Source organism: Roseomonas sp. HF4, assembly GCF_005222755.1.
Lineage (GTDB): Bacteria > Pseudomonadota > Alphaproteobacteria > Acetobacterales > Acetobacteraceae > Neoroseomonas.
Window position 1 is genome coordinate 13,560 of the sequence record NZ_STGD01000018.1, and the last position, 22,837, is coordinate 36,396.

At 71.0% G+C, this 22,837-nt stretch carries 15 protein-coding genes; 11 read left to right on the top strand and 4 right to left on the bottom strand.

Annotated elements, in window-relative coordinates:
• Nucleotides 1-409: 409 nt before the first annotated feature.
• The gene (locus E8M80_RS21940) at nucleotides 410-2,245 is read right to left on the bottom strand and encodes an ABC transporter ATP-binding protein/permease (protein ID WP_137127876.1); all 1,836 of its coding nucleotides are present in this window, start codon (nucleotides 2,243-2,245) and stop codon (nucleotides 410-412) included.
• Nucleotides 2,242-3,084 (bottom strand): NAD(P)-dependent oxidoreductase, encoded by an 843-nt coding sequence (locus tag E8M80_RS21945; protein ID WP_137127877.1) that lies wholly within the window; start codon nucleotides 3,082-3,084, stop codon nucleotides 2,242-2,244. Before E8M80_RS21945 ends, E8M80_RS21940 begins: the two co-directional genes overlap by 4 nt.
• 229 nt (nucleotides 3,085-3,313) lie before the next feature.
• On the opposite strand from E8M80_RS21945, the gene E8M80_RS21950 reads away from it, so the two are divergent.
• From E8M80_RS21950 to E8M80_RS22000, 11 genes are all read left to right on the top strand, one after another.
• Nucleotides 3,314-4,213, top strand: coding sequence for a TauD/TfdA family dioxygenase (locus tag E8M80_RS21950; RefSeq protein WP_137127878.1), 900 nt, complete (start codon nucleotides 3,314-3,316; stop codon nucleotides 4,211-4,213).
• Complete coding sequence (locus E8M80_RS21955) at nucleotides 4,213-4,998, top strand: fumarylacetoacetate hydrolase family protein (RefSeq protein ID WP_137127879.1); 786 nt, start codon at nucleotides 4,213-4,215, stop codon at nucleotides 4,996-4,998. The genes E8M80_RS21950 and E8M80_RS21955 overlap by 1 nt, the downstream gene beginning before the upstream one ends.
• A gap of 4 nt (nucleotides 4,999-5,002) precedes the next feature.
• Entirely contained in the window at nucleotides 5,003-6,085 is a 1,083-nt protein-coding gene (locus E8M80_RS21960; protein ID WP_137127880.1) for an Ldh family oxidoreductase, read from the top strand.
• A 27-nt stretch (nucleotides 6,086-6,112) separates the two neighbouring features.
• A complete protein-coding gene (locus E8M80_RS21965) occupies nucleotides 6,113-7,687 on the top strand; it encodes an ABC transporter substrate-binding protein (protein WP_137127881.1) in 1,575 nt (524 codons plus the stop codon).
• Nucleotides 7,688-7,798: 111 nt separating this feature from the next.
• Entirely contained in the window at nucleotides 7,799-8,989 is a 1,191-nt protein-coding gene (locus E8M80_RS21970) for a cell surface protein (protein WP_137127882.1), read from the top strand.
• On the top strand, nucleotides 8,982-9,917 hold the full coding sequence (locus E8M80_RS21975) for a DUF6384 family protein (RefSeq protein ID WP_137127883.1): 936 nt from the start codon (nucleotides 8,982-8,984) through the stop codon (nucleotides 9,915-9,917). The genes E8M80_RS21970 and E8M80_RS21975 overlap by 8 nt, the downstream gene beginning before the upstream one ends.
• Nucleotides 9,911-11,458, top strand: a complete 1,548-nt coding sequence (locus E8M80_RS21980; RefSeq protein WP_137127884.1) for a hypothetical protein — start codon at nucleotides 9,911-9,913, stop codon at nucleotides 11,456-11,458. The genes E8M80_RS21975 and E8M80_RS21980 overlap by 7 nt, the downstream gene beginning before the upstream one ends.
• A gap of 71 nt (nucleotides 11,459-11,529) precedes the next feature.
• The gene (locus E8M80_RS21985) at nucleotides 11,530-12,543 is read left to right on the top strand and encodes a TAXI family TRAP transporter solute-binding subunit (RefSeq protein ID WP_137127885.1); all 1,014 of its coding nucleotides are present in this window, start codon (nucleotides 11,530-11,532) and stop codon (nucleotides 12,541-12,543) included.
• A gap of 16 nt (nucleotides 12,544-12,559) precedes the next feature.
• On the top strand, nucleotides 12,560-14,593 hold the full coding sequence (locus E8M80_RS21990; protein WP_137127886.1) for a TRAP transporter permease: 2,034 nt from the start codon (nucleotides 12,560-12,562) through the stop codon (nucleotides 14,591-14,593).
• A 140-nt stretch (nucleotides 14,594-14,733) separates the two neighbouring features.
• On the top strand, nucleotides 14,734-15,747 hold the full coding sequence (locus E8M80_RS21995) for an alpha/beta fold hydrolase (protein ID WP_137127887.1): 1,014 nt from the start codon (nucleotides 14,734-14,736) through the stop codon (nucleotides 15,745-15,747).
• 1 nt (nucleotide 15,748) lies between these two features.
• Nucleotides 15,749-17,302 carry a D-aminopeptidase gene (locus E8M80_RS22000; protein WP_137127888.1) on the top strand — a complete coding sequence of 518 codons (1,554 nt, stop codon included), beginning with the start codon at nucleotides 15,749-15,751 and terminating at the stop codon, nucleotides 17,300-17,302.
• Between the two features lie 4 nt (nucleotides 17,303-17,306).
• Here E8M80_RS22000 and E8M80_RS22005 read toward each other — a convergent pair whose 3' ends face one another.
• Entirely contained in the window at nucleotides 17,307-19,640 is a 2,334-nt protein-coding gene (locus E8M80_RS22005; RefSeq protein WP_137127889.1) for a xanthine dehydrogenase family protein molybdopterin-binding subunit, read from the bottom strand.
• A gap of 66 nt (nucleotides 19,641-19,706) precedes the next feature.
• On the bottom strand, nucleotides 19,707-22,832 hold the full coding sequence (locus E8M80_RS22010; protein WP_137127890.1) for an efflux RND transporter permease subunit: 3,126 nt from the start codon (nucleotides 22,830-22,832) through the stop codon (nucleotides 19,707-19,709).
• Between the last annotated feature and the right edge of the window lie 5 nt (nucleotides 22,833-22,837).

The following is a 22,837-nucleotide window of genomic DNA, read 5'->3' on the forward strand; positions in this document are numbered from 1 at the left end:
GGGGCCAGGGTGAGTCGGCGTCTTCCGGCTCGCTGCGCGACCTGATCCCGGACGACCACATCCTTCACGTGCGTCTTTGCCGCGCGGGATCGACGCGACCATACCCGCCGAGGCCGAGCAGCCCTCCCGGGTGCGGAACCCGTCCGGCGCGCCGCTTCAAGCAGGACGCGAAGCACCGCGCTGTCCGCCGCCCGCGGGGGACGGTCCCGCGCCGGCACGGCAACCCCGACAGTGGGGCGTTTCCAGGCCTGTCGCGACGGCATCACCGACTGCGAGTCCCGCCACCTGCGCGCAGAGGAACACCCGTCACCGCCTCCCGGCACCGCGCGGACAAAACCGACGGCCCTGCGAGGCATCAAGCGCTCAGCGGTTGTTCCTCGACAGGCCCGTGCGGTTCGCATGGGCCACCTCAGCGCGCATCCTGCCCATGGCCGTAGCCGCGGCGCAGCCAGTCCACGAGCGGCAGCGGGCGCCGGCGCGGCGCCGAGGCCGCGCGACGCCGGGCAGCGACCTGCTGGAGGAGCACCAGGCCACCCGGCGCGCGCTGCAGCGTCAGGCGCCGGTCGAAGGCATCGACATCCCCCGGATGGTGCCCGATGAGCAGCACGCCTGCGTCCGGCACGACCTCGTCGAGCAGCGCGATCATGGCGCCGGCCTCCTCGGGCTCGAGCGCGCCGGTCGTCGCGCCAAGCAGCACCCAGCCGGGCCGCTGCAGCGCGATGCGCGCGAAGGCCAGGCGCTGCATCTCCGAGACGCCGAGGTCATGGTCCCAGTTCGTCGCCTCCGCGAGGCGCGGCGCCAGGTAGCTGAGGCCCGCCTGCGCCAGCGCCTTCGCCATGGTCTCCGGCGGATGGGCAGCCTCCTCCTCCGGGAAGGCCAGGGCGGCGGCCAGGGTCCCCTCGGGCAGGTAGGGTCGCTCGCCGATCGAGAGCAGCCCGTCATCCTCGGGCAGCAGCACGATGCCGCGCCCCCAGGGCCAGATCCCTGCCAGAACGCGGAACAGCGCCTGCGCGGCTTCGGCCTCGCCCTCGACCAGCACGCGCTCGCCGCGCACGACGGCGAGGTCGATGTCGGACAGCAGCGCCGTCCCGTCCGGGGCCGCGATGCAGAGGCCCCGCGCGCCGAGCCCGACCCCCGCCGCGCGATCGAAGACGATGGCGTCGGGGCCCGTGCGCGCGGCCTCCGCCGCCACGATGCGGATGCCGTCCTCGAGCGCCAGCACGCGCTCGACCGAGGCACGCCATTCGGCGATCTTCGCGAGGTTGTCGACCGGCCAGGACAGCGCCGCGGTCACCTGCTGGAAGGCCTGCGCCGTCTGCATCAGCCCGCCGAGCGACAGCGTGCCGACGATGTAACGCGGCGTCGCCACCAGGATCGGAAAGACGGGCGCGAGCGCGAGGTAGCCGGAGGAGAAGGCCATCAGCCGCGACAGCCCCTGCGTCTGCGCGCCCCAGGCCGCGCCGATCGTCGCGAAGGCGGTGGCGAGGCGGCCGCGCTCGCGCGCCTCTCCGCGCGCAAGGGCGAGCAGCTCGGCGGTCTCCCGCGCATGCACGAGGCCGAAGCGGAAATCGGCCTCCCGCGTCTGGCGCAGGTCGGTCGCGCGCACCAGCGGGCGGCCGAGCAGGAAGGCCACCGCCGACCCCGCCGCCGCATAGAGCACGGCCAGCGCCACCATGTGTCCCGGCAGGTCGAGTCCGAACACCTCGACGCGCCCGGACAGCGCCCACAGGATGCCGACGAAGGAGACCAGCAGCAGCACCGCGTAGATGAGGCTCTGCAGGAGGTCGAGCGCGTATTCCGTCGCGATCCGCACATCCTCGGCGATGCGCCCGTCCGGGTTGTCGGTGGGGCCGCCGATCTGCATCACCTGGAAGTGGCGCGCCTCGGCCAACCAGTCGCCGATCACGCGCGCCGTGACCCAGCGCCGCCAGGACAGCGCCAGGCGTCGCTTGACCACGATGTCGGCCGCGCCCGCCAGGACGGTGGCGCCGACGATCAGCGCGAAGATGCCGATCTGCACGAGGAAGCGGTCCATCGAGCGCCGCTCCAGCGCATCGAACAGGTCCGCGCTCCAGAGGTTGAGGCGGATCGCGAGCGCCACATGCGCCGCCGAGAGCAGCGTGAGCCCCGCGAGCAGCGCGCGCGCCCGCCACCGCTCCGGGCCGCCGCGCCAATAGCCGCCCGCAAGGCGCAGGAAGTCGCGGAAGAAACGCGCCTGGCCGGAATGTTCGGCCCCTGCGGTCATGGCCGCTCGAGGAAGGCGGCCAGGTCCGCGATCTCGACCGCGCCGCTCGGCCCGGCCAGGCGCTCGTAGAATGCCGCGGCGCCGCGGTAGATGGCCGCCGCCGCCGGGTCCTCGGCGACGAAGGCGGCGATCTCCTCCATCTCGCCGGACCAGCGATAGGCCTTGCCGTACATCGAGGGCACCATGCGCCCGAACCACGCCGCGAGCGCCGGCTGGCTCGATGCGAGCTCGGCGCGCAGCGCCTCGGCCGCGCCTGCCCGCGTGGAGGCGAGCATCATGGCGGAGGCGATCGCGACCAGCCCCTTCGTGATGCCGGCATAGGACATCTTGAGCGCGGAGGCTGCGCCGACCGCGCCCTCGACGATCCGGACATCGAGGCCGCGCCCATCGAGCAGCGCCGCGAGCAGCGGCGCATCGGCGCCCGAAACATAGAGGACCGGACCGGCATAGCCGTCCCGCGGCGGGCCGCCGATGATCCCGGCATCGACCAGGCGCAGCCCATAGACGCCGCACAGCGCCGCCATCCGGCGCATCGTCTCGGGGCTCACGGCGTTGCAGTCGGCGTAGAGCGGCTGCTGCGGTGCCGCCGCGAAGGCTGGCGCGAGCCGTTCGGCCGTGGCCAGCGCCTCGGCCGGCGGCAGGATGGAGAGGAAGGCGTCCGCCCCGGCCAGCGCAGCCTCGGCCACGGGCTCCATGCCGGCCGCGGCGGCCCGCGTCGCGCTTGCGGCGCTGCGGCCGTCGAGGCAGGTCAGGACGCGCACGCCATGGGACGACAATCGGGCGGCGATGCCTGCCCCCATTGCCCCTTGCGCCAGGATCGCCACCACGGGTTCGGTCATGCCGTCCCGTCTAGCGCAACGTGGTGCCTGCGGGCGAGCGGCACGATCGCGCACCGCGTCGGCGCGCAGCCGGGGTTGTCGCTCCGCCGATGCGGGCATAGCCTCGGCAAAACGGGACGCGTCATGTCCCGGCGGGAAGGAAATGTCGTCGAGATGCCGACCGCCTGAGCGTGGCGGGCGCCAGCATCCGTCTTCGCCTTCCCGCAACGGCAGGAAGGGAACGATCTGCATGCCCATCATCACGCCGACCGGCGGGGTTCTCGGCGCCCGCGTCACAGGCATCGACCTGTCCCGGCCCATGGGCGCGGCGGATTTCGCGACGATCCTGCGCGCACTCGGGCGCCACGGGGTGCTGTGCTTTCCCGGCCAGCTGCTGGAACCCGCGGCGCTGCGCGACTTCTCGCTCCGCTTCGGCAGCATCCAGACCTCGCTGACGGGCAAGTTCCAGGACCCCGAGGTGCCCGAGGTCGGCATCCTGTCCAACATCGTCGAGAACGGGCAGCCCATCGGCCTGGCGGATGCCGGGCAGGACTGGCACACCGACATGTCGTACCGCGACACGATGGGCTTCGTGAACGTGCTGAACGCGCACAAGGTGCCGCGGCGCGATGGGCGCGTGCTGGGCTCGACCGTCTTCGCCAACATGCACGCGGCATATGAGGAGCTGGACCCGGCGCTGAAGAAGCGCCTGGAGAACGCAACCGCGACGCACGACTTCAACAAGTTCTGGGACATGATGGTCAAGCGCGGCACCAGCGGCCGTGCGCCGCTGACGCCCGAGCAGCGCGCCAAGCGCCCGCCTTCGGTCCACCCGGTGTTCCTCACGCACCCGATCACCGGGAAGAAGGTGCTCTACTGCAATCCAGGCTATGCCGTGCGCATCAACGAGCTGGACGAGGCCGAGAGCGACCGCGTGCTGGACGCGCTGTTCGAGCACCAGTTGCAGGAGCGCTTCCTGCACACCCATGTCTGGTCCGAAGGCGACCTGCTGATCTGGGACAACATCGGCACGCTGCACAACGCCATCCCCGACTACGGCCCGAACGAGCATCGGTTGATGAAGCGCTGCCAGGTGATGGCGGACAAGGTGTTCCAGACGGACTTCATCCAGCGCGCGCTCGCCGCCTGATGCGCTGGATACGCTTCACGGCCGAGGGCCGCACGGCCTACGGCATCCTGGAAGGCGACCGCATCGCGGAAGTCGCGGGCGACCCGTTCCGCGGCCATGAGCCGACATCCCGCCGCCACGACCTCGCAGCCGTGAAGATCGAGGTGCCGGTGATTCCGCCGACCTTCTACTGCGCCGGCCTGAACTACGTGGAGCACGTGAAGGAAGGCGCGGCCAAGCGCGGCGAGGTGCCCAACATCCCGGCCAAGCCCGACATGGGCTACCGCGCTGCCAACGCGCTGATCGCGCATGGCGGGACCGTGGTCATCCCGGCCGACGCCACCGAGAAGGTGCACTACGAGGGCGAACTGGTGGCCGTGGTGGGCAGGACGGCCAAGCACCTGAGCGAGGAGGAGGCGCTGTCCTGCCTGCTCGGCTGGACCATCGGCAACGACGTCAGCGAACGCACCTGGCAGAAATCCGACCGCACCTTCTGGCGCTCCAAGAACACCGACACCTTCAAGCCGATGGGGCCGTGGATCGAGACCGACCTCGACCTCGACGCGGCGGTCACGACAGTCCGGCTGAACGGGGAGGTGCGGACGCAGTTCCACACCAACCACATGCTGTTCGGCGTGGCGAAGTTCATCGCGACCATGACGCGCTACCTGACGCTGCATCCGGGCGACATCATCTGGATGGGCACCGATGGCGTCTCCCCCGACCTCAAGCACGGGGATGTGGTGGACATCGAGATCACGGGCATCGGCCACCTGACCAACCCCTTCATCCGCGAAGGGGCGTAGACCGATGAACGTTCCGCACGAGAAGGTGCGCGCACAGATCCACGCCATCCTGACCGCCTGGGGGATGGAGACGGACCTTGCCGACACCACCACCGAGGCGATGGCCGAGACCGACCTGTTCGGCGTCGACAGCCACGGCATCTCGATGCTGATGACCTACGAGAAGCGCGTGCAGGAAGGGAAGCTGAAGCTCAACGCCCGCCCGCGCATCGAGAAGCAGAACGCCTGCACCGCCCTTGTCGATGCCGGCGCCGGGCTCGGCCATCCGGTCTCGGCCTTCGCGATGAACCTCGCGGTGGACAAGGCGAAGGAGGCGGGCGTCGCGGTGGTGGGGGTGCGCAATTCCCACCATTTCGGCGCCGCCGGCGTCTATGCGCGCATGGCCGCGCGGCGCGGCGCAATCGGCATGGTCACCAGCGCGACCCGCGGTGTCGCGATGGTGCCCACGCGCGGCGCGATGCCGGTTCTCGGCACCAACCCGATCGCCTTTGCCGCGCCGGCGAAGCGCAACCTGCCCTTCGTGCTCGACATGGCGACGACGACGACAGCCGCGGGCAAGGTCAAGGTCTACGACCTCAACGACCGCACGCTGCCCGCGGGCTGGGTGCTGGATGGCAAGGGCCAGCCGGTCACCGACCCGAAGCGGGCCTTCCAGGTTACCTTCGAGGAACCGGAGGGCGGGCTCTCGCCGCTCGGCGGCTCGCCCGAGATGGCGAGCCACAAGGGCTACGGCCTGGCGATGATGGTGCACATCCTGGGCGGCACGCTGGTCGGCTCCTCCTTCTCGCCCATCCGCAACCGGACCCAGAAGCCCGGGGACCCGGACGACATCGGCCATTTCTTTTTGGCGATCGACCCCAATGCCTTCCGCACGCCCGGCGCCTTCGAGGACGACCTCGACGATGCGATCGACGTGCTGCACGCGACGCCGGCCGCGGACTCCGCGAAGCCGGTGCTGGTCGCGGGCGAACCCGAGGAGGCCGAGCGGCGCCGGCGGCTGAGGGAGGGCATCCCCGTCCCCGCCTCGCTCGACGCGCTGATCCGGGGCATCTGCCAAAGGTCGGGGGCCGCCTACCTGCTCGGCTGAAACAACACGACAAGGGAGGACCGGGACATGAAGAAGACCCTGATGGGCGCGGCTGCGGCGGCGGCCGCGTTGCTCGCTGCGGGTGCCGAGGCGCAGACGCTGCGCATGGGCGTCGGCGCGCAGATCACCTCGACCGATCCGCACTTCCACAATATCTCACCCAACAACGCCTTCGCCTCGATGGTGTTCGACAACCTGATCGAGACGGACGCGAATGCGCGCCTGGTCGCGCGGCTGGCGGAATCCTGGCGCCCGGTGGGCCAGGATGCCTGGGAGTTCAAGCTGCGCCGGGGCGTGCGCTTCCACAACGGCCAGGACTTCACCGCCGAGGACGTGGTCTTTACCTTCGAGCGCATCCCCCGCGTGGTGAACAGCCCGGGCTCCTTCCGCACCTACACGCAGGGCGTGCAGTCGATCGAGGTGGTGGATTCCCACACGATCCGATTCCGCACCGGCGGCCCCTTCCCGCTGCTGCCGGTCAACCTCGCGCAGGTGCCGATGCTCGACCGGCAGACGCACGAGGGCGCGGCGACGGAGGACTTCAACTCGGGCCGCGTCGCGATCGGCACCGGCCCCTTCCGCATGGCCGCGCACCGGCCGGGCGAACGCATCGACCTCGAACGCTTCGACGGCCATTGGGGAGACCGGCCCCATTGGCAGCGCGTGGACTACCGGATGATCACCAACGATACCTCGCGCACGGCGGCGCTGCTCGCGGGCGATGTCGACTTCATCGACCAGGTGCCGACCACGGACATCGAGCGCCTGCGCCACGACCAGCGCGTGCGGCTGACCGAGATCGACAGCCTGCGCTTCATCTACTTCGCCATGGACCACATGCGCGACGGGCCATCGCCCTTCATCACGGACAATGACGGCCGGCCGCTGCCGCGCAATCCGCTGAAGGACATCCGGGTGCGCCAGGCGCTGACCCTGGCGATCGACCGGCACGCCATCGTCGCGCGCGTGATGGAGGGCGTGGCCTCGCCGACCACGCAGCTGATGCCCGAGGGCGCCTTCGGCTACGTGCCTGACCTGGTAGCCCCGCGCGCCGACCCCGAGCGTGCGCGTGCGCTGCTCGCCGAGGCCGGCTATCCGAACGGCTTCCGCATCACCCTGCACGGTCCGAACGACCGCTACCCGAACGATGCGCGCATCGCCCAGGCGGTCGGGCAGATGTGGACGCGGGTCGGCGTGCGGACGCAGGTCGACGTGGCGCCCTTCGCCTCCTTCGTCGCGCGGGCGTCGCGGCAGGAGTATTCGGCCTTCCTGGTGTCCTGGGGCAGTTCCACCGGCGAGCCCTCCTCCGGCCTGCGTTCGGTCATCGCGAGCTATGACCGCGCGCGGGGCACCGGTTCGGTGAACCGCGGCCGCTACTCGAACCCCCAATTCGACGAAACGCTCGCGCGCGCCATGCGTGAGCTCGATGACGGGCGGCGCGAGGCGCTGATGCAGGAAGCGACGCGCGTCGCGATCAACGACGTCGGGATCATCCCGACCCACCTGCAGCGCAATGTCTGGGCGATGCGCCAGGGCTTCGCCCATACCCCGCGGGTGGACGAGCGCACCCGGGCGCAGGACGTCCGGCCCGCCGGAAACTGAGCCCGGTGCCGGGACGGCACGGGGCCGTCCCGGCACCGACATGAAAGGCTGACTCGCGCCGCCCCTCCGCGCTATGAGTGCCCCGTCAGACGACGCCAGGAGACCGACCGGATGAGCGAGACTGCAGTCACCGTGCAGCCCATGCGCTACCTCGACAAGGCGATGGGCGCGCTTCGCGACCTCGGCCTTTCCCTGCCGGAGGCCTCGGCCGAGGAAAGCCCGATCACCGGCCTGCTGTCCAAGATCATGGTCGTGGACCAGGACCGCGTGACGCTGATCGCCCGCGTCCTGAACCAGGCCAGCACCTTCAACGAGGTGGTGCGCGAGCAGATCAAGGCGATGGAGGTCGGCCAGCGCTACGAGACGATCACCGAGGCCTTCAATTCCATCCGCGACGACGCCCGCGGCATGGTCGCCCAGATGGAGGACGGCCGGATCTCCACCATGGAGCGGCTGACGAACGTCTGGCAGAAGGCGACGCGCGGCGACATCGCCTCCCGCTTCAACAAGATCCGCGACACCTACCTGGAGGTGTCGAAGGACACGAAGGAGAACATCGACCGCGAGCACGCGATCCTGGAGGCCTACCGCGACTTCCGCGGCGCGATGAAGCAGGCCGAGGTACTGGCGCTCGAGGTGCTCAAGACCGCCGAGGGCCGCCTCAACGCCGCGAAGGACGCGACCGACGCCGCGGTGAAGGCCGCGGAGGGCGCCGGCGCGCTGGAGCCCGCCGAACGCGCCAAGCTGGAACTCGCCCGCGACGAGGCGCTGCGCCACCTGCAGCTCGAGGAAGGCAAGTACCAGATCGCCAAGGACCTGTCGGACAACCTCACGGTCTCCTACAACACGTCCGAGGTCATCATGGCCCGCCTGGTGCAGATCACCACGGCCAAGGAGCGCGTCTACCAGCAGTCGGTGTCCTTCTTCTCGACCAACGAGGCGGTGCTGACGGCGCTCACCGCCTCCTTCACCGGCATGCACGGGCTGCACGAGAGCACCCGTACGCTCGAGAACATGAAGGCCGGCGTGAACCAGTCCCTGGAAGTGCTGGCCGAGATCGGCGGCAAGGTCCAGGAAGCCGCGCTGCGCGCCGGCTACGGCCCGACCATCCAGGCCGACGCGGTGAAGAAGCTGGTCGAGAGCGTGGTGTCCTACCAGGAGCACTCGCGCGAGATCATCGAGGAGATGCGCGACGCCGCGACGCGCAACAGCGACGAGATCCGGCGCTCGGTCGAGGAAGCGAAACAGCGCATGGCGCGGCTGCAGCAGCGCGCCGCGACCGTCGTCGCGACGAATGCCTGACACCTCGGCGCGGGCGCCCGCGCTCGACGAGACCATGATGGCGATGGACGTGGTGGACACGATCCGCCACGCCGACCGCCTGGTCGAGCGCGAGCTGCTGGGCGCCGACCGCCAGGTCCGGCTGCGCGAGCGGCTGCGCGAGATCTACACCTCCCAGGGGATCGAGGTCGCGGACCATGTCCTCGACCAGGGCATCCTGGCGCTCGAGGAGAAGCGCTTCGCCTATGCGCCGAAGGGGGAGGGCTGGCGCCGCTCCCTCGCGGTCGCCTGGGCGACGCGGGGGCGGTGGGGCAGGTTCGCTGCCGCCGGCCTCGGCGCGCTGGTGCTGCTCTACGGCGCCTACTGGTTCACCGTGGTCGCGCCGCAGAACCGCGAGGCGGCCGCCATCGCGCGCGAATTGCAGCAGGACCTGCCGCGCGCGCTGCGCGCCGAGTACGACCGGGTGCTCGTCGGCACGCAGGAAGCGCCGCCGCGCGCCGAGGCCGCGCGGCTGCTGGCCGAGGGCGAGGCCGCGGCCCGGGCCGGGCGCCTTGCCGACGCGCGCGCGCGACGCGATGCGCTGGCGGATCTCGCCGCGCGCCTTGCCGCCGCCTACAGCGTGCGCATCGTCAACCGTCCGGGCGAGGCCTCGGCGGTGTGGCGCGTGCCCGCCGCCAATCCGCGCGCACGCAACTACTACCTGGTCGTCGAGGCGGTGGACCGCGACGGGCGGCCGGTCGAGGTGCCCATCACGAGCGAGGAGGATGGCCGCGTCGCGCGCGTCTCCCGCTGGGGCCAGCGCGTCCCGGAGGCGGTGTTCGAACGCGTCCGCCAGGACAAGCTGGCCGACGGCATCATCGACCAGCCGGTGATCGGCCAGAAGGCGGCGGGGTCGATGGATACGCGCTGGACGGTCGAGACGAGCGGAGGGGCGATCCTGGCATGGTAAGCGGCGCGACCGTCCTGCAGGAGATGGATGGCCGCATGGCCGAGGCGCAGCGCGAGCTGTCCGCCGCGCAGACCGAGGCCGACCGCCTGGCCGCCCGCCGCGACGGCCTGCGCGCCGAGGAGGCGGACGCGCTGCGCGACCTCGCGCGGCTGCGCGTGCAGGAGATCACGGAGGGCAAGGCCGCGCTCGACGCGCTCGACACCGCGGGCGCCCGCGTGCGGGAGAGTCTGCGGCGCCGCGCCGAGGGGCTGGAGGCGGCGCAGCGCGCGCTCCTCGATGCGCGCGACGCGCTCTCGGCCGCCGAGGCGCGCCGCGACGCCGAGGCCGCGAAGCTCAGGGCGGAGGAGGATGCGGAGGCCGCATTGCTGCGCGACGCCGAGGCCCGCGCCGCCGAGGATGCCGACTACCGGCGGATCGCGACCGCGGCGGAGGAGGCCGAGCGAACCGCGCAGCACGCCGAGCAGAAGGCCGGCTTCGCGCAGCGCGACTTCGAGGAGAAAGGCGCGCCCTACCGCGCCGATCCGCTCTTTGCCTACCTTTGGGATCGCGGCTGGGGCACCGGGCGCTATCGCGCCATGCCGATCGTCCGCATGCTGGATGGCTGGGTGGCGCGGCTGATCGAGTTCGAGCCGGCACGCCGATCCTATGCGCTGCTCGCCGACCTCCCGGGCCACATGACGGCCCACGCGCAGCGCATGCGGGCGAACGCCGATGCCGCCGTGCGCGCCATGGTCGAACGCCGCCGCGCCATCGCGGGGCTTCCGGCGGAACGGAAGCCCTCCACCGGCGCGCTGGAGGCGGCCGAGGATGCGGTGGACGCCGCCGAGGCGGCGCTCGCGCAGGCCGAGGCGCGGCGCAGCGCGCTCGCCGCCGGCGACGACCCGGATTCGCAGGCGGCGATCCAGGCGCTGGAAGCGGCGATCGGCGCGCGGTCGCTGCGCACGCTGCGGGAGGAAGCCGCGCGAACGCCGACACGGGAGGACGATGCCATCGTCGCGCGGCTCGAGATCGCGGCGGCCGAGCGCGGCCGCGTCGAGACCGCGCATGCGGAGGCGGCCGTCCAGGCGGAAGCCGCGCGACGGCGCATGTCCGAACTGCAGTCGCTGCGGCAGGACCTGCGCAGCCGCGGCGTCGAGCACGGGCAATGGGGCTTCGCTTCCGGCGCCGCAGTGGGCCTGCTGCTCGGGGAGGTGCTGCGCGGAACGCTGTCGCGCGACGGCTTCTGGGACCGCATGGAACGCCAGCGCATGCCGGGTACGATGCAGGGTTCGAGCAGGCCCGGACCCTGGAACCGTCCGCTGCCAGGCCCCTGGGACAAGCCGGCCGCCAAGCCGGGGCCCTGGTCGGACGGCGGCAAGGACAATGGCTGGTGGGGCGGCGAGCCGGCCGGCACGCCCTGGAGCAAGCCTGCGAAGCCGCTGCCGGATGCCCCCGGGGCCAAGGGCGGCGACTGGCAGGGTGGCGGAGACGGCGGGGGCGGCTTCTCCACGGGCGGGCGAAGCGACCGTGGCGGCGGCTTCCGCACCGGCGGATCGGTCTGACCCGGCCGCGGGTTCGCAGGGGCGTCATTCTGCTCTAGGTTCGGAACCCTGTTCCACCGGGGAGACGCACCATGACATTCCGTCGTTCCATCCTGGTCGCCGCGACGGCGGCCGCCTTCGCCGCGCCGGGCCTGGCGCTCGCGCAGGCGCCGTCCTTCTTCCGCATCGGCACCGGCAGCGCCGGCGGCACCTACTACCCGATCGGCGGCATCGTCGCGAACGCCCTGTCCTGCCCGCCTGGCGCGGCATGCAACACGGCCGGCGCGACCGACGGCATCCCCGGCATGGTCGCGGTGGCGCAGGCGACCCAGGGCAGCGTGCAGAACGTGGCCATGGTGCAGGGCGGCAACGCCGAGGCCGGCTTCGCGCAGTCCGACGTGACGCACTGGGCCTACACGGCCACCGGCCTGTTCCAGGGCCGCCCGGCGGCGGACCGCATCCGCTTCGTCGCGCACCTGTTCCCCGAGCACATCCACGCCGCGGTTCGCCGCGACAGCCCGATCCAGTCCTTCAACGATCTGCGCGGCAAGCGCATCGCGATCGGGCTGCAGGCCTCGGGTGCGCGCATCGGCTCGGAGCTCATCCTCGGCGCCTATGGCCTCCAGGCCGGCCGCGAATTCACGGCCGAATACCTGAACCAGGCCCAGGGCACCGAGCGCATGCAGGACCGCGGGCTGGATGCGACCATCACCGTGGTCGGCTACCCTGCCGCCGCCTTCGTGGAATTCTGCAGCCGCACCGGCTGCCGCTTCCTGCCGGTGCCGGAGGCCGAGGCGAACCGCGTGATCGAGCGCGCGCCCTTCTACGGCCGCGGCGTCATTCCCCGCACCGCCTATGAGGGGCTCGAGGCGGACGTGCCGACGCTGACCGTGGGCGCGGTGCTGATCGTGCGCGACAGCCTGCCGGACGACCTCGTCTACAACATCACGCGCGCGCTGTGGTCGCAGACGACGCGCGGCCTGCTCGACCGCGGCCATGCCAAGGGGCGCGAGATCGTGCGGGAGAACGCGCTGAGCGGCCGCGGCGTCGTGCCGTTCCATCCGGGCGCCGAGCGCTTCTATCGCGAAGCCGGCCTGCTGCGCTGACCTGAAAGGTACGGCCGTGTCCGCAAACCATTCGCGCGGCACGGCCGCATCGGCGCCGAACAGGCTCGACCTCGACGCCGCCGCCGAGCTCGAGAAGAAGTACGACAGCGAGGTCAGCTTCCGCGAACTGCGCGGCGTCACGGCGGCGATCGTCTCGACGCTGCTGGTCGCGCTGTCGGCCTTCCACTACTACACGGCCGGCTTCGGCATCCTGACCGAGCACTGGCACAAGTCGATCCACCTGGCCGCGGTGCTCGGCCTGATCTTCATCATGTTCCCGACCAGGCTCGACGGCCTGCCCAGGATCGGCGGCGTGCCGGTGCACGACTGGCTGCTCGCGCTGCTGGTCGCCGCCGCCTGCTTCTACCTGCCGATCGTCTTCGACGAGCTCACCTTCCGCATCGGCATGCCCAACAGCTGGGACATGGTGATGGGCACCGTCATGATCGTGCTGGTGCTGGAGGCAACGCGCCGGGCCATGGGCTGGGTGCTGCCCGCGATCGTGGTCATCTTCATCCTCTATGGCCTGTTCGGGAACCATCTCTCGGGCGTGCTGGCGCATCCCGGCTCGAACTGGGAAGGCTTCCTGAGCCATGTCTACCTGACGCAGGAAGGCATCTTCGGCATCCCGGTGAAGGTGGTCGCGACCTTCGTCTTCCACTTCGTGCTGTTCGGCGTGCTCGCGACGCGGATGGGGCTCGGGCAGTTCTTCATCGACATCGCCTCGATCATCGCGGGGCGCTATGCCGGCGGGCCTGCGAAGGTCGCGGTGGTGTCGTCCGCCCTGTTCGGGTCGATCAGCGGGTCCTCCATCGCGAACACCGTGACGACGGGCTCGCTCACCATCCCGGCGATGAAGCGGATCGGCTACAAGCCGCATTTCGCGGGCGCGGTCGAGGCCGCGGCCAGCGCGGGCGGCCAGATCACGCCGCCGATCATGGGGGCCGCCGCCTTCGTGATGATCGAGTTCCTCGAGATATCGCTCACGACCCTGCTGATCGCCGCCGCCGTCCCCGCCGCGATGCATTTCTGGGGCGTCTTCGTGCAGGTGCATTTCGAGGCCAAGCGCCTCGGCCTGCGCGGGCTCGACGAGGATGAGATCCCGAAGCTCTGGCCGACCATCCGGGACGGCTGGCCGACCGTGATCCCGCTGGTGCTGCTGGTCTATGTCATCGTGCAGGGCTACACGCCCTATCTCGCGGCCTTCACGGGCATCTCGGCCTGCATCGTGGTCGGCTTCCTGAACCCGCGGAACAGGCTCACGATCAAGGATCTCTGGGACGCCTTCGACCTCGGCTCGCGCTACGCGCTCGCGGTCGGCGCGGCGGCCGCGGCGGTCGGCATCGTGGTGGGCGTCGTCACGCTGACCGGCGCGGGCTTCCGCATCGGCTTCATCGTGACGCAGGCGGCGGTGCAGACGGCGGAAGTCTTCCGCCCCATCGTCGAGGCCCTGCCGGCCGGCTTCGGCTCCATGGAGGGGCTGACGCTGTTCATGACGCTGCTCTTCGTGGCGCTCGTCTGCATCGCGATGGGCGCCGGCATCCCGACGACGGCGCTCTACATCGTGCTCGCGGCCATCGCGGCGCCCGCCGTTCAGCAGCTCGGCGTGCCGCCGATCGCGGCGCATCTGTTCATCCTCTACTACGGGATCCTGGCGGACCTGACGCCGCCGGTCTGCGTCTCCGCCTATGCCGCTGCCGGGATCGCGGGGTCGAACCCGTTCCGCACCGGGATCACCGCCTTCCGCCTCGGCATGGCGAAGGCAACCGTGCCCTTCGTCTTCGCCTATGCGCCTGTGATGCTGATCGTGGTGCCGGACTTCACCTGGGGGGCGTTCCTGTTCACCGTCGGCACCTGCGCGGTGGGCGTGCTGATCCTCGGTATCGGCATGACGGGCTACGCCTTCACGCATATGGGCCTGATGTCGCAGGCCGTGCTGGTGGTGGGGTCGCTGCTGATGATCTCGCCCTCGGGGCCGATGACAGCCGTGGGCGCGGCGATCGCGGCGCCTGTGCTGGCGTGGAATTTCCTGCGGGCCCGCCGAACATGACGGGTCCGTGCGGGGACGAAGGCAGCGCGACCTCTCGCCGCCCCAGCCTGCGCCACTGATCGCGAAGCGCCGGGCGCGGGGCCTCGGCGACCGGACCGCGAACGGCTAGTCTCGGGCGATCGGGCGGAGCGGGGGCATCGATGGACTGGCCGGTTCAGGAAGGCGTGTTCGAAGCCGGCGACCTCGCGCTTCATCGCGGCGGCGTGCTGCCCGATGCGCGCATCGCCTGGCGCGCGCATGGCACGCTTGCCGCCGCACGCGACAATGTCGTGCTCTATCCGACCAGCTACGGCGCGCAGCATCAGGACATCGAATGGCTGATCGGGCCCGGGGGCGTGCTCGACCCGACGCGCTGGTTCGTCGTGGTGCCCAACATGTTCGGCAACGGGCTGTCCTCCTCGCCGAGCAACGCCGCGCCCTGGCCCCGCCTGGTGACAGCCTGGGACAATGTCGCGGCGCAACGCCGGCTTCTGCGGGAGGTGTTCGGCGTCACGCGCCTGCACGCCGTCTATGGCTGGTCGATGGGCGCGCAGCAGGCCTACCACTGGGCGGCCGCCTTCCCGGAGGCCGTGCAGCGCATCGTCGTGAACTGCGGCAGCGCGCGGACCAGCGTGCACAACCGTGTTTTCCTGAAGGGCATGATGGCGGTGCTGGAGGCGGCGCCGGAGTATGACGGCATCGCGCTGTTCGCGACCGAGCCCGCCGCCGCGCTGCGCGCTTTCGGCCGCCTCTATGCCGGCTGGGCGCTGAGCCAGGATTTCTATCGCACGGGGCTTCACCTCTCGGCGCTTGGCGCGCCGGATCTCGACACCTTCCTGCGCACGGACTGGGAGGAACGCTTCGCGCGCCGCGCGGCGGCCGACCTGCTGGCGCAGCTGCGCTGCTGGGACGCCGGCGACATCGCCGACCACCCGCACCACGGCGGCGACCTGGCGCGCGCGTTGGCGTCGATCGACGCACGGGTGCTGCTGATGCCCTCGGCGACCGATCTCTATTTCCGCGTCGCCGACAACGAGGCGGAATTGCCGCACCTCCGCCACGGGACGCTGCTGCCGATCCCCTCGATCTGGGGCCATCGCGCGGGCAATCCCGTGGCCAATGCCGTGGACGCGGCCTTCCTGCGCCGCCATGTCCGCGCCTTCCTGGAGGCGTGACATGACCGATGCGCTGGAGCGCGCCGTCACAGCGCTCGCCGACGCCTATCCCGGCCCGGGCGGCGCCGTGGCGGTCCTGCGCGAAGGGGAGGTGCTGGCCCGGCACGCCTGGGGCTACGCGAACGCCGAGCGGCGCATCCCCTTCACGCCGCGCACGCTGTTCCGCATGTGCTCCATCACGAAGCAGTTCACCTGCGCGGCGCTGCTGGATGCCTTCCCCGACCCTTCGGTGCTGGACGACGATCTGCGCGCGCGGCTGCCACTGCTGGAGGGACCCGCACCGGGCACGCTCCACCTCTGCCACAACCAGTCGGGGCTGCGCGACTACTGGGCCGTCGCGATGCTGCACGGCTCGCCGGTCGAGGCGCCCTTCGGCGATGCCGAGGCGGCGCGCCTCATCGGCGGCACGCGCAGCCTGCACTTCGCGCCGGGCACGCGGTATTCCTACGTGAACCAGAATTTCCGCCTGCTGTCCGACATGCTCGAGGCGCGGGCCGGGCGCGGCTTCGCGGAGGTGCTGCGCGCGCGCGTCCTCGACCGTGCGGGGATGGCAAGCGCCTTCCTTGCCGTCGACACGCGCGCCATGCCCGATGGGACCGAGGGCTACGAGGGCAGCCTCGCCACGGGCTTCCGCGCGGCGGAGAACCGCATCCTCTGGACGGGCGATGCCGGCCTCGGCGCCTCGCTCGACGACATGATCGCCTGGGAACGGCACATCGACGCGACGCGCGACGATGCGGATTCGCTGCACGGGCGGCTGCTGCGCCCGGCGAATTTCGCCGACGGCGCGCCGGCGCCCTACGCCTTCGGGCTGCGCGCCGGAGAGGAGTTCGGGCGCCGCGCCATCGGCCATGGCGGGGCGCTGCGCGGCTGGCGCAGCCACCGCATGGTGCTGCCGGCCGAGCGGGTCTCGGTCGTCGTGCTGTTCAACCACCTGTCGGATGCGTATGCGGCGTCGCTCGACATCCTCGGCGCGCTGTTCGGCGAGCCGCGGCAAAGGGCCGCAGCGGACCACCCCCCGCCAGCCTGGCTCGGCGCCTGGTTCGAGCCGGAGACCGCGCTGGCCGCGCGCATCGACGCCGCGGAGCCGGGTCGTATCCGCCTGCGCTTCGGGCACTCCGCCGAACGGCTCGACCTGCAGGCGGACGGCAGCGCGACGAACGGGGCGACCACCATCCGGATGTCGCCGGAGGGCCTGCGGATGGACCGGCCGCACGAGAACCAGTCGGTCATCCTGCTGCCGCGGCGTGGCGTGCCTGCCCGTGACATCGCGGGGCGCTACGCCTGCGCCGAGCTGGGCGCGGAGCTGACTGTCGAGGATGCCGGCGGGGCGGTCTATGGCGGGTTTTCCGGCATGCTCGGCCAGGGCCGGATGGAGCGGCTGGAGCCGATCGCGGAAGACCTCTGGGCGCTGCCCTGCCCCCGCGCGCTGGACCACACGCCGCCCGGCGACTGGACGCTCGCGGTCGAGCGCGAAGCCGGGCGCCCGCGCGCGATCCGCCTCGGCTGCTGGCTGGCGCGCGGGCTGCGCTACGAGCGGCAGCCCGCCGGTTGATCCGTCAGGCCGCCTTCGCGCCGGCCAGGGCCTTCCACACCGCCTCGGGCGTCGCCGGCATGTCGATCTGCGTCACGCCGGCATCGGCCAGAGCATCCACCAGGGCGTTGATGACAGCGGGTGGGCTGCCGACCGCGCCGGCCTCCCCCGCGCCCTTCACGCCGAGCGGATTGGTCTCGCAGGGCACCTCGATCAGGTCCACGTCGATCGGCGGCAGGTCGTCCGCCCGCGGCAGCGCGTAGTCCATGAAGGAGGCGCTGACCAGCTGGCCGCTCTCCGCATCGTAGGCGGTGCGTTCCAGCAGCGCCTGGCCGATGCCCTGCGTCACGCCGCCATGCACCTGGCCGCGCACGATCAGCGGATTCAGCGCATGGCCGACATCGTCCACCACGATGTAGCGCGGGATCGCGACGATGCCGGTCTCGGGGTCGACCTCGACCTCGGCCACGTGGCAGCCGTTCGGGAAGGTGTGGGACTTGATCTCGGCGGTCTCCTGCGCGTCGAGCAGCGTCGCCTCGATGCCGGCGGCGGCCTTCTTCCGCTGCGCGGCGGCGAGTTCGAGGATGCCGACGGCGCGGTCCGTGCCGACCACGCCGAAGCTGCCGCCCTTCGGCGTGAACTCGATGTCGGCGACCGAGGCCTCGAGGTGTTCCGAGGCTGCGATCTTGCCCTTCTCGACCACGCTCGCGGTGGTCACGAGGATCGCCTGGCCTTCCGAATAGAGGCTGCGCGCGCCGCCCGTGCCGCCGCCATCCGGCAGGCTGTCGGAATCGCCCTGCTGGATGCGGATCTTCTCGATCGGGATGCCGAGCTCGTGGCTCGTCATCATCGCATAGGCGGTCTCATGGCCCTGGCCGGTGGACTGCGTGCCGACATAGACGTCAACGAAGCCGTCATCGGCGAAGCGCACGGCCGCGTTCTCGGTCGGCGAGCCGCCGGTCGCCTCCAGGTAGTAGGCGAGGCCGATGCCGCGCTTCCTGCCGCGCTTCGCCGCCTCCGCCTTCCGGGCGGGGAAGCCGGCCCAGTCGATCTTCTGCAGCGCGCTGTCCATGAGCCTGGCGAATTCGCCGGAATCGTAGCGCTGCCCCATCGCCGAGACGTAGGGCATGCGCGACGACGGGACCATGTTGCGGCGCCGGATCTCGATCCGGTCGATGCCCATCTCGCGCGCCGCGGTGTCGATCAGGCGCTCGACCAGGTAGTTGCTCTCGGGCCGCCCGGCGCCGCGATAGGCGTCGACCGGCACCGTGTTGGTGACGACGCCGATGACCTGCGCGTGGATCGCCTGGAAGTCGTACACGCTCGCTAGGACCTTGGTGCCCGCGCCGGTCGGGATGAAGGGCGCGAAGGTGTTGAGGTAGGCACCCATCCCCGCCCAGTTCTTGGTGCGCAGCGCCAGGAACTTCCCGTCCTTGTCGAGCGCCAACTCGCCGATCGTGATGTTGTCGCGCCCGTGCGTGTCGGACTGGAAGGCCTCGGTGCGTTCGGAGGTCCACTTCACCGCGCGCTTCAACTCCCGCGCCGCGAAGCAGGTCAGCACGTGCTCGGGGTAGAGGAAGATCTTCATCCCGAAGCCGCCGCCGACATCGGGCGTGACCACGCGGAAGCTCTCGGACGGCTGCTCGAAGATGTTGCTCGCCAGCAGGTTGCGCAGCAGCCAGGAGCCCTGGGTGTTTGTGGTCAGCGTCCAGTGGTTCCGCCCCGCGTCGTACTCGGCCAGCGCGGCGCGCGCCTCCATCGAGGCGACGACGACGCGGTTGTTCACGACGCGCAGCCGCGCGACATGGGCGGCGGAGGCGATCAGGTCATCGGCCTTGGCGGCGTCGCCGACATGCCAGTCGAAGCAGGTGTTGGCGGGGGCGGCGGGCCACACCTGCGGCTGTCCGGGGTCGGTCGCGGTGGCGAGGTCGGTCGCGGCGGGCAGGACCTCGTAGTCGACCTCGATGGCCTCGGCGGCGTCGCGGGCCTGCTCGATGGTCTCGGCGACGACGAAGGCGACGGGGTCGCCGACGTGGCGCACGGTGCCCTCGGCCAAGGCAGGGCGCGGGGTCTCGGCGCTGCGGCTGCCGTCGCGGTTCTTCAGCGGCGTCAGGCAGGGCAGCGGGCCGATGCCGGCCGCGGCCAGGTCGGCCCCGGTCCAGATGCCGAGTACGCCCGGCATTGACTTGGCCGCGGTGGCCGAGATGCCCGTGATGCGGGCATGCGCATGCGGGCTGCGCAGTACGTAGCCCTGCGCCTGGCCAGGGACGGCAAAATCGTCGGTGTAGCGCCCGGCGCCCTTGAGCAGGCGCGGATCCTCGACGCGGCGGATGGACTGGCTGAGGCCGAACTTCGCCATGCGCGGGGTCTCCCTTGGTTCGTCGCCCCCATCATCTGCGATGCCGCCCCGGGATGGGAAGGGGGGTCAGGTGTCCCGGCCGAACATCCGCTTCGCCCTTTCCCGCAGCGACTGGAACACCACGTAAAGCATGGGAATGACGAAGATGCCGACGATGGCGGCCGCCAGCATGCCGCCGAAGACCGCCGTGCCGACCGCCCGGCGGGACATCATGGCGGCCCCCTGCGCGGTGATGAGCGGCACCAGACCCAGGATGAAGGCGATCGAGGTCATCATCACGGCGCGGAACCGCAGCCGCGCGCCCATGACGGCGGCATCGCGGATCGCCAACCCTTCCTCCCGCTTCTCCTTCGCGAATTCCACGATCAGGATGCCGTTCTTGGCGGCCAGCGCGATCAGCACGACCAGGCCGATCTGCGCGTAGATGTCGAGCGGCAGGCGCGTGACCATCAGCGCCAGGAAGGCGCCGACGACGCCCACCGCGACCGAGAGCAGCACCGGGATCGGGATCACCCAGGACTCGTACAGCGCGACCAGGAACAGGTAGGCGAAGGCGACGGCGAGCGCGAGGATGAAGCCGGTCTGCCCCGCCGCGCGCTGTTCCTGGAACGCCGTGCCGGTCCATTCGAAGCCGTAGCCGGCCGGCAGGACACGGCGCGACAGGCTCTCCATCGCCGCGAGCCCGTCCCCGGACGACATGCCCGGCCGCGGCGCGCCCTGGATCGAGATGGCGCGATAGTTGTTGTAGCGGAAGATCGTCTGCGGCCCGACGCGCGGCTGCGTCTCGGCCACGGCGCGGAGCGGCACCATCTCGCCCCGCGCGTTGCGCACATGGATGCGCCAGATGTCGTCGATCTCGTCGCGGTCGGTCGCCTCGGCCTGCAGGTTCACCTGCCAGGTGCGGCCGAACAGGTTGAAGTCATTCACGTAGAAGCCGCCGAGCGTCGCCTGCAGCGCCTGGAACACGTCGGAGATGCGCAGGCCCAGCGCCTGCGCCTTGTCGCGGTCCACGTCCAGGAACAGCGTCGGGTTGGTGGCGTTGAAGGTCGAGAAGACCGCCGCCAGGCGCGGATCCTGGTTCGCCTGCACGATCAGGCCGAGCATGGTCGCGCCGAGTTCCGCCGGCGGTCGTCCCTGGTAGTCCTGCAGGATGTATTCGAAGCCGCCGCCGGTGCCGAGGCCGATGATCGGCGGCAGGTTGAAGGCGAAGACATTCGCCGTGCGCACCGCCTGACCGGCGCCGAAGACGCGGCCGATGGCGGCCTGCACGGACATCTCGGCCGTCGTGCGCTCGGCGAAGGGCTTGAGGCGGCCGACCAGGAAGGCGGAATTCGACTGCGCGCCGCCGTCGATCAGCGAGAAGCCGACGATGGCGAGCGTGCCCTGCACCGAGGGGATGGAACGCAGGATCTCCTCGACCTGGATCACCGCCTCCCGCGTGCGGGCGACCGAGGCGCCTTGCGGAAGCTGCACCTGCACGAAGAAGGCACCCTGGTCCTCCTGCGGCAGGAAGCCCGAGGGCGTGCGCAGCGACAATTGCCAAATGCCCGCCGCGAACCCCGCCGTCAGCAGGATCGAGAGGGAGGAGACGCGCACGAGGCGCGAGACCGTCCCGGCATAGCGGTCGCGCGTCCAGTCGATACCCCGCAGCCAGCGCCCCATGATCCCCTTGCGCGGTCCATGATGCGGCCGGAGGAACATGGCGCAGAGCGCGGGCGAGAGCGACAGCGCGTTGATCGCGCTGATCACCATGGCCGCGCTGATCGTGACCGCGAACTGCCGGAACAACTCGCCGGACAGGCCCGGGATGAAGCCGATCGGCACGAAGACCGACAGCAGCACGAGCGTAATGGCGATGATCGGCGCGGTGATCTGCGCCATCGCCTTCTTGGTCGCCTCGGCGGGCGTGAGGTGCGGCTCCTCCGCCATCACCCGCTCGACGTTCTCAACCACCACGATGGCGTCGTCGACCACGATGCCGATGGCCAGCACCATCGCCAGCAACGAGATGGTGTTGGCCGAGTAGCCGAGCGCCAGCAGGATGACGAAGGTGCCGATCAGGCTGACCGGCACCGCGATTGTCGGGATGATCGTCGCCCGCATGTTGCCCAGGAACAGGAACACGACGATCACGACCAGGAGGAAGGCCTCGATCAGGGTCTTGATCACTTCCCGGATCGTGTCGGTCACGAAGTCGGAGGTATCGAAGAAGACCTGGTGGTTGACGCCCGCCGGGTAGCGCGTGCGCATCTCGTCGAGCGTGGCGCGCACCGCCGCTGCTGCGGTCACGGCATTGGCGCCGGGGGCGAGGTAGATGCCGAAGGTCACGGCAGGGCGGCCGTTGAAACGGCTTTCCGTATCCATGCTGGCGGCGCCGAGCTCGACCCGCGCGACGTCGCGCACGCGGAGCGAGGAGCCGTCAGGGTTGGCGCGGATCAGGATGTCGCCGAATTCCTCGGGCGTGGTCAGGCGGCCGCGCGTCTCGAGGTTGATCTGGAACTGCTGCTCGTCCGGTATCGGGCGCGCGCCGATCCGCCCGACCGGCGCCTGCACGTTCTGCGCCTGGATCGCCTGCACCACGTCGGCCGGCGTGAGGTTCAGGCTGATCAGCCGGTCCACCTCGAACCAGATGCGCATGGAGTAGTCCATGGCGCCGAACAGCGTGACCTGGCCGACCCCGGGGACGCGCGCCACGCGGTCGAGGATGTTGATGGTCGTGTAGTTCGAGAGGAACAGCGGCGTGTGCTCGCCGGTCTCGGAGAACAGGAAGACGAACTGCAGGATGGCCGAGGATTGCTTGCGGACGGTCACGCCCTGGCGCTGTACCTCCTGCGGCAGCCGTGCCAGCGCCGCCTGCACGCGGTTGTTGACGTTGACCGTCGCGATGTCCGGGTTGGTGCCGAGCTCGAATGAGATGTTGAGGTTGTAGGACCCGTCATTGGCGCTGTTCGAACGCATGTAGATCATGCGGTCGACGCCGTTGACGCTCGCCTCGATCACCTGCGCGACGGTCTGCTCCACGACGGCGGCCGAGGCGCCCGGGAAGCGCGTGGTGACCGAGACCTGCGGCGGCACGATGTTGGGCAGCTGCGAGACCGGCAGCCGCGTCACGGCCAGCAGCCCGGCGAGCGTCGTCAGGATGGCGATGACGATCGCGAGCCGCGGCCTGTCGACGAAGACGGCGGACAGCATCCGCG